This window comes from Roseicyclus sp., assembly GCF_052168335.1.
Taxonomy (GTDB): domain Bacteria; phylum Pseudomonadota; class Alphaproteobacteria; order Rhodobacterales; family Rhodobacteraceae; genus Roseibacterium.
This window is the reverse complement of sequence record NZ_JBQLZP010000101.1, coordinates 1-3124: the sequence shown is the minus strand read 5'-3', so window position 1 is coordinate 3124 and position 3124 is coordinate 1. Positions and strand designations below refer to the sequence as shown.

The window sequence follows — 3124 nt, the reverse complement described above, 5'->3', positions numbered from 1 at the left end:
TGGCTCGACGACCCGTCGGTCAACCCCGGCAACCCGTTCGAGCGGGAAGAGGTGCTGGCGCTGTGACCGACGCGGCCTTCACCGGGAACGATGCCGCTGAGGCCGAGGCCGACAGGGCCCGCGCCGATGCCCTGAAGGGCTGGGCGCGCAACCTCGGCATCTCGATGCTGGGCCTCGGGATCCTCGGAGCGCTCTGGGCCTTCGGCGGCTGGCTGATCGCGCAGAGCGACGGGATGCGGGCCTTCGGCCAGCTCGCCCCCGGACCCACGCTCGAGCGGCTCTGGGACATGATCCAGCGGGGCGAGATCTGGCCGATGTCGGCCCCGAGCCTCGCCCGCGTCGGGTGGGGCCTTGCCATCGCCATCGCGGTGGGGGTGCCGCTCGGCATCCTCATCGGGCGGATCGGCTGGCTGCGCGACCTCTGCAACGCGCCGTTCCAGCTGCTGCGGATGATCTCGCCGCTCAGCTGGATGCCGATCGCCGTCATGGCCTTCGCCACCTGGGACGGCGCGATCATCTTCCTGATCGCGGTGGCCGCGGTCTGGCCGATCCTCTTCGCGACCGCCGCGGGCGTGCGCCGGATCGACCCGGCCTGGCTCAAGGTCTCGCGCAATCTCGGCGCCAAGCCCGCGCACCTGCTCGTCTACGTGATCCTGCCGGCCATCGCCCAGGACATCCTGACCGGCATCCGCCTCGCGCTCGGCATCGCCTGGGTCGTGCTGGTGCCCGCCGAATACCTCGGCGTCTCCTCGGGCCTCGGCTACGCGATCAACGATGCCCGCGACAGCCTCGACTACGCCCGCCTCGGCGCGACCGTCCTGGTCATCGGGGTCATCGGCTACGCCCTCGACACGCTCTGCATGCTGGCGATCAAGCGCTTCAGCTGGCTGCGCAGCGACACCTGACACCCCATCCCAGAAGGAGGACCAAAACCATGGGTGAACCCGCAACCGTCCTGACAGGCTGCCTGGCCCCGATCGACAAGACCGGCCTCGAAGGCCTCATCGAGAAGGGCAAGGCCGATCCCAAGGCGATCAAGACGCTGTCGTGCAGGACCGTCGCCGAGGGCCGCTTCCGCCACGCCAACTACATCCGCGACCTGCCCCCCTACATCGTGGACGAGCCGCCGGGCCTTCTGGGCGACGACACCGCGCCGAACCCGTCCGAAGCCTCGCTCGCGGCGCTCGGCTCGTGCGTCTGCGTGGGGCTCCATGCCAATGCCGTGCATCGCGGCATCACGGTGCAGAAGCTGGAGATCGAGATGGAGGCCGATCTCAACATCACCGCCGTCTGGGGCACGGGCGACCAGTCCGAGAAGCCCGTCGGCTTCACCGACGTGCGCATGAAGGTGATCATGGAGGCCGACGCGCCCCGCGAGGTGATCGACGAACTGATCCGGCATGTCGCGAAGTGGTCGCCGGTGTTCAACACCTTCGCCCGGCCCGTGAACATGGAGATCGGCGCCGCCTGACCCCGACCGGTCCGGCCGCGGCCCCGGGGCCGTGGCCGTGGCCGCCCCCCTTCGTCTTCCATCCCGTCCGTGCCCGGTTGCGGCGCCCCGGATCGCCTTGTCCAGACAGGAGCAGCCCATGTCCCTCGACCTCGCAATCGCCGAAACCGGCCCCGCCCTGGGCCTGCCCGAAGCCGCAAGCGTGCTCGACGCCGCCGACCGGATCGCCGGGTCGGACCTCGTGCCGCTGGTGCGCGCCATCGACGCCGAAGGGCTCTACCCCGAAGAGGTGATGCGCAGTTTCGGCGCCGCCGGCGCGTTCCGCCGGCACCTGCCCGCGCCGGGCGGCGCGCTCGACCTCGACACCACGATCGCCGCCATGGCGCGCGCGGGGCGCGAGTGCCTCTCGACCGCGTTCTGCATGTGGTGCCAGTCGGCGCTCGGCTGGTACATCTACAACTCCGACAACGCCGCGCTTCAGGCCGACCTGGGCGCGAAGGTCGCCACCGGCGAGATCCTCGGCGGCACGGGCCTGTCGAACCCGATGAAGACGCTCTTCGGGATCGAGACGATGAAGCTCAAGGCGACGCGGGTCGAGGGCGGCTATACGCTCCGCGGCACGCTGCCCTGGGTCAGCAACATCGGCCCCGACGCCTGGTTCGCCGTCGTCAGCGAAATCCCCGAGGGGCCCCGCGCGGGCGAGCGGGTGATGATGGTGATCCACGGCTCGGGCGAGGGCGTGAAGCTCGTGTCGAACGACCATTTCGTCGCCCTCGAGGGCACCCGCACCTACGGCGTTCAGTGCCGCGACGCCTTCGTGCCCGACGCCCGAGTGCTGGCCGACCCGATCAACGCCTACATCCCGAGAATTCGCGCGGGTTTCATCCTGCTGCAGGCCGGCATGGCCTTCGGAATGATCGAGGGCTGCATCGCGCTGATGGAGCAGGTGAAGGACCAGCTCGGCCACGTCAACAGGCACCTGCCCGACCAGCCCGAGCATTTCCGCGAGAAGCTCGACGCCATGAAGGCCGAGGTCGCCGAGCTGACGAGGACGCCCTACGACACCTCGGACGCCTACTTCATCCGCGTGATCCGCGCGCGCCTGGCCGCGGGCGACCTGTCGGTGGCGGCGGCGCACAACGCGATGCTGCACCAGGGCGCGCGCGGCTACGTCACCCACGGCGCCGCCCAGCGCAGGCTGCGCGAAAGCTACTTCGTCGCCATCGTGACGCCGGCCACCAAGCAGCTCCGCAAGATGCTCGCCGACATGGGGGCCGAGGCCTGAGGGCCGCCGCAGACCGTTTCCTTCCTCCCACCCGAAAGGACTGCCGCCATGACGACCACGCTCGTTTCCCCGCAAGACCTCGCCGCCATGGAGAACGTGGTGATCATCGACACCCGCGCGCCGGAGGCCTTCGCGGAAGGCCACATTCCGGGCGCCGTGAACCTGCACGAGATCTTCACCTTCCTCGCCACCTCGGACGCCGAAGGCATCGCCGAGATGACCCGGACCTTCGCCGGGGCCTTCGGCGCGGCGGGCCTGTCCGGCGCCGAGACGGCGGTGATCTATGAAGGCTCGATGAACACGGGCTTCGGCCAGTCGTGCCGCGGCTACTTCCTGCTCGATTTCCTCGGCTACCCGAGGAAGGCCGTGCTCGACGGCGGGTTCGAGGC

Annotated in this window: 4 protein-coding genes; all 4 read left to right on the top strand. The window is 69.9% G+C overall.

Translation table 11 applies throughout. The annotated features are described in order from the left end of the window. Positions 1-62 precede the first annotated feature (62 nt). Positions 63-905 carry an ABC transporter permease gene (locus ACTS11_RS03205; RefSeq protein ID WP_442638900.1) on the top strand — a complete coding sequence of 281 codons (843 nt, stop codon included), beginning with the start codon at positions 63-65 and terminating at the stop codon, positions 903-905. 29 nt (positions 906-934) lie between these two features. Continuing rightward, entirely contained in the window at positions 935-1471 is a 537-nt protein-coding gene (locus tag ACTS11_RS03200; protein ID WP_442638899.1) for an OsmC family protein, read from the top strand. Between the two features lie 118 nt (positions 1472-1589). Further along, positions 1590-2735, top strand: coding sequence for an acyl-CoA dehydrogenase family protein (locus tag ACTS11_RS03195; RefSeq protein ID WP_442638898.1), 1146 nt, complete (start codon positions 1590-1592; stop codon positions 2733-2735). A gap of 48 nt (positions 2736-2783) precedes the next feature. Then, positions 2784-3124: sulfurtransferase (locus ACTS11_RS03190; protein ID WP_442638897.1), on the top strand; the 341-nt coding region annotated here is incomplete at its 3' end.

Excerpts from the sequence above, each read along its gene's own strand:
- ACTS11_RS03200 (WP_442638899.1), top strand. The coding sequence starts at position 935 with ATGGGTGAACCCGCAACCGTCCTGACAGGCTGCCTGGCCCCGATCGAC.
- ACTS11_RS03195 (WP_442638898.1), top strand. The coding sequence starts at position 1,590 with ATGTCCCTCGACCTCGCAATCGCCGAAACCGGCCCCGCCCTGGGCCTG.